Origin of the sequence: Streptomyces sp. NPDC050674 (assembly GCF_040654575.1) — a bacterium.
Lineage (GTDB): Bacteria > Actinomycetota > Actinomycetes > Streptomycetales > Streptomycetaceae > Streptomyces.
Window position 1 is genome coordinate 1 of sequence record NZ_JBFAIG010000045.1, and the last position, 3,715, is coordinate 3,715.

A 3,715-nucleotide genomic window follows, 5' to 3' on the forward strand; every position below is an offset into this window, starting at 1 on the left:
CGGGCACGCGCCCGCCCCGGGCCGCACCTGGAACACCGAGCTGGTCAGTCTCAGCGAGGTCGTCGTCGACCTGGACGGCGGGGAGTCCCCGTTCGGCTGGCGTGAGTTGCCGAAGCCCAACCGCGAGACGAGGCGCGCGGCCGCGCGCGCATCACGGAGGAGGCGATGATGGCAGCCGCCCTATCCCACGGCAGCGTTCATCGCTGCGCGCGCACGCTCAGCACGCCCTTCAGCGGCAACCGCCCGCTCCTCGGCTGCGGCTGCTCGCTCCTCAGCAGCGACGGCACGGGCTCGCAGGTCGCGGCACCCGTCGCATCCCAGCTCCTCCGCGCTCGGAAGTTCTGCCTGGGCAGGAACCTTGCGATGCCCCTTGAGTCGCTGGATCCTCAGGCGCTCGACCTCGGCCTGCGCGAACAGGTTCGTCCCGTTGCGGCCTCTGCCCACCACAGTCAGCTGGCCCTCCGTCTTCATCGCATGGACGGTGTCCGTGCGCACACCCAGCAGCTTTGCGGCCTGGGCCGTCGTCAGATTCTCATCAGGTTGGTTGGTCATGGTCCGGCAACGACCCCCACCCACCACAAGCCACCGCCCCAGCCCCTGATTCGCCCTCTTCAGTGAGTCGCTGATCAGCGACATGACGAAGGGGCGCGCCCACGAACTCCCCAGCTCCAGGCACACCCCACCGGTGAGATCACCGTACCGCCTCACCAGCACCACGGAGCCACGATGACCACCACCGCTACCCACCTCCGCACCATCGCCCGCCACTGGACCGACCTCCGCGAAGCCGCCGGCCAACCCACACAGATCGGCGCCTTCGGCCTCGGCCTCCGCGGCTACCTCGCCCGCCTCGACCAGGCCGACGCCGAGCAGCTTGAGTACGAGCGTCACCAGTGCCGCCCACCTCCGGTCGTTGGAGCGCGACCCGATCCAGCTCGGCGACCGGCCCGTCCCGGTCCGCCTCCACATCCTCGACACCATGCGCGTCGTCGAGGCCGCCTTGGTGCGGTGCGCCGACGACATCGCGGCCGCCGCCCAGCGCGCCCCGATCGCGAGGCCAGTCGCGTGCAAGGCCAACGGTTCGACGTACCGCAGCCTCCGTGAGGCCCGTATCGCCCACCAGGACCGGCAGCGGCAGGTGCAGCTGGCGCTCGCCGACCAGCGAGACCCGCGCCGCTGGAAGTACACCGGCCAGCGGACAGCGTCATACGCCGCACTGTGGCTGCTGGCCCGTGTCGAGCGGGTGCCCGGCCCGTGTCGGCGCATCACCGAGGCAGAGGAGGCCCGGATCGGGAAGGTCGCGGCCGGCGCCGCCGACCGCATCGAGCGCGCTCTCGACATCGCCGCGCGCAAGAAGCGCGCCTGGGCGTCGCGCTGTTCGACTCGCTGGACCGGATTCACCCTCGTCTGAAGGCAGACCGCCGGGCTCCGTTGGTGTATGTCGACGGCCCCGGCGAGTGACCACATTGATTTTGTTCCACCACGCAGTGGCTGGTCGCGGAGCAGGCTGGAGTGGGGTGGCAAAGACGCGACGCAGCGGTGTGACGTGGTCTTCGAGGAGAACGTCCTGGGCGCGGGGACCGAGCTTGGCGTAGGACCAGCCTGTCTCGTCATCCCAGAACATCCGGACCCCGCCCCGCATACTGGTGCGGCTAACGTCCCAGACCAGGAGCACGGAGATCGCGTGGCGGCGGCCAGTCACGTAGTAGGGGCGCAGAGCGATGCCGGCCCGGACGATCCCAGGCGGGATACCGAGGCCGGTGAGCGCCTGGTCGACGGCGCTGACATGGGGCCAGTGCACCTGCGCCAGGACGCCCCGGTCCATGGCGTGACCTCGCCGATTTCGGCTGATACCGGCAAGGGAACCACCCGGAAGCTGACCTTCGAGGTGCGCGCAGCCAGACGATGACGGGCCCGTACTGCAAGGTGTTGCGGCTTCGATCAGCCGTGTCCGATGCTTCGCGTCCCGCCTCTTGCCGCGGCCCACAAGCCCCAGTGGAGGCAGCGGGCGTCGGTGGCCGGGCTTCTCCCCCAGGCCACGTGCCTCTACGTCCTTCGAACGGGTGAAGGTCCTCATCTCTGCGCAACCACCGGACCTGGGGTGCGTGTCCTGCACAGGCGACACCACCCGCTCAACCATGGGAGCCCGCTCTTGCGCAAGAACCTCGTCACGGCGGCCGCTGTTACGGCCGGCACCCTGACCGCCCTGTCTGTCGTTCCCGCGCACGCCGCCGAGTACAGCTCGGCGCTGAAGATCCGCGGAGTGCAGTACGACGCGCCGGGCCGGGACTCCAACAGCTGCTCCTCGGGCAACACTGATCAGGAGTACCTGACGGTGAAGAACTACTCGTCCCGGACGACGATCAACCTCAAGGGGTACGTCGTCAAGGACGCCACCGGCAACCGCTTCACCTTCACCACCAACCACTATTGCAGCCCGGCGACTACGTGAAGCTGCGCGGCGGCCACGGCACCGACTCCGACACGAACAATGTCGTCTACCGCGACAACTGCAACTTCCTGTGGAACAACGACAAGGACACCATCTACCTGTACAAGCCCTCAGGAAGCCGCGCCGACGTCCACGCCTACACCAGCCGCAGCGACGATTCTGACGGCAACGGCTACATCAACTTCCACAGCTGAGACCATCCCACCCGAGTGTGGGCCGACTGCCACTGAGCCCGCCCCGGCTCACCGCTGGGGCGATGCTGCTGCAAGGTGCCAGGACTGCGCCCCAGGCCACCGCTCCCCGGCCCATCGGAGCGACCCCGAGCCCGCGCAACTCAGCTGCCTTCGCTCGCGCGCGCCGTGTCTCGGGGGACGCTGGCCGTCAGAGGAGGACTGCTGTGGTCCTCGGGGCACCCGAAGGGACCAGGAGATCATGGGTGAGAAAAAGGGACATCGGTATGACGATGGCGGCCATGCAGCTCGACCAGGGCACGCACATGCCCGCCGATTCAAGCGCGGCTCCGGCAAGCTTGTGCGTCTGTACCGCCGCTACCACGCCTGGCGTGCCCCGTTCCCGCTGTGGGCGCGGATCGGGTGCGACATCCTGTTCTGGGCCCTCACTGCCGCGGCGGCCTACGTCGCGATCGGCAGCCTGTGCGGCGCAATCCTGATCGCAGCTCCCCTACTCGGGTTCCTCGGACTCGCATCGAGCAAAGAGCACGACGACGGCATCGACTGGAGCGACCACCGCATGGGAGGGCAGCCCAAAAACCCCGGGCCCAAGATCTAGGGCTGCCTCTCCTCAACCCCGGGCGTATTTTTCGACGAGCTGGCGCGTACCCCGCTCTGCGGGCTGCGCGCACCGGTCGCGCTCGGGGTTTGCCCGAAGGTCAAGGGGAACGGTCCTGCAGACCGCTCCTCATGTACTTCACGTCAATGAGGAGCGGTCTGTGGGACGTCAGGTTGCACGGCGGAGGGGGACGACGACGTTCTCGCCCATCCGCTTGGGGTCAAGCCGGTAGTACCTAATGTGGCCGAGCCTCTCGGTCTCCTCGAGCCAGCCGGCTTCGATGACCTGCTTGCGGGTGCGGGAGAAGACGGGTGCGGCCATTCCGACGAGTTTGGCCAGGTTGGCGGCGGTCTCGAGTACGGCTCCGGACCGGTCGGTCGGGTATTGATGTTCCCGTTGCCCATCGCCGCGACGGTCACGACACCCGGCAGTTCCGTCGGGATGTCGACACAGGCGTTGGTGATGGTGCGGTTG

The 3,715-nt window shown here is 68.3% G+C and carries 5 protein-coding genes and 1 pseudogene; 4 read left to right on the plus strand and 2 right to left on the minus strand.

Annotation, left to right across the window (positions count from 1 at the left end):
• Positions 1 to 180: 180 nt before the first annotated feature.
• Complete coding sequence (locus AB0I06_RS34130; protein ID WP_363122749.1) at positions 181 to 891, minus strand: hypothetical protein; 711 nt, start codon at positions 889 to 891, stop codon at positions 181 to 183.
• On the opposite strand from AB0I06_RS34130, the gene AB0I06_RS34135 reads away from it, so the two are divergent.
• The 4 genes and pseudogenes from AB0I06_RS34135 to AB0I06_RS34150 all read left to right on the plus strand — a co-directional run bounded on the left by AB0I06_RS34135 (position 875) and on the right by AB0I06_RS34150 (position 3,241).
• A complete protein-coding gene (locus AB0I06_RS34135; RefSeq protein WP_363122750.1) occupies positions 875 to 1,411 on the plus strand; it encodes a hypothetical protein in 537 nt (178 codons plus the stop codon). The genes AB0I06_RS34130 and AB0I06_RS34135 overlap by 17 nt on opposite strands.
• 273 nt (positions 1,412 to 1,684) lie before the next feature.
• Positions 1,685 to 1,909, plus strand: a complete 225-nt coding sequence (locus tag AB0I06_RS34140) for a hypothetical protein (RefSeq protein WP_363122751.1) — start codon at positions 1,685 to 1,687, stop codon at positions 1,907 to 1,909.
• Positions 1,910 to 2,152: 243 nt separating this feature from the next.
• Positions 2,153 to 2,646 (plus strand): annotated as a pseudogene (locus AB0I06_RS34145) (lamin tail domain-containing protein).
• 238 nt (positions 2,647 to 2,884) lie between these two features.
• A complete protein-coding gene (locus AB0I06_RS34150; protein ID WP_363122752.1) occupies positions 2,885 to 3,241 on the plus strand; it encodes a hypothetical protein in 357 nt (118 codons plus the stop codon).
• Positions 3,242 to 3,409: 168 nt separating this feature from the next.
• Here AB0I06_RS34150 and AB0I06_RS34155 read toward each other — a convergent pair whose 3' ends face one another.
• Positions 3,410 to 3,694, minus strand: a complete 285-nt coding sequence (locus AB0I06_RS34155; RefSeq protein WP_363122753.1) for a replication initiation protein, RepL2 — start codon at positions 3,692 to 3,694, stop codon at positions 3,410 to 3,412.
• Positions 3,695 to 3,715 lie beyond the last annotated feature (21 nt).

Excerpts from the sequence above, each read along its gene's own strand:
- AB0I06_RS34150 (WP_363122752.1), top strand. The coding sequence starts at position 2,885 with ATGGGTGAGAAAAAGGGACATCGGTATGACGATGGCGGCCATGCAGCT.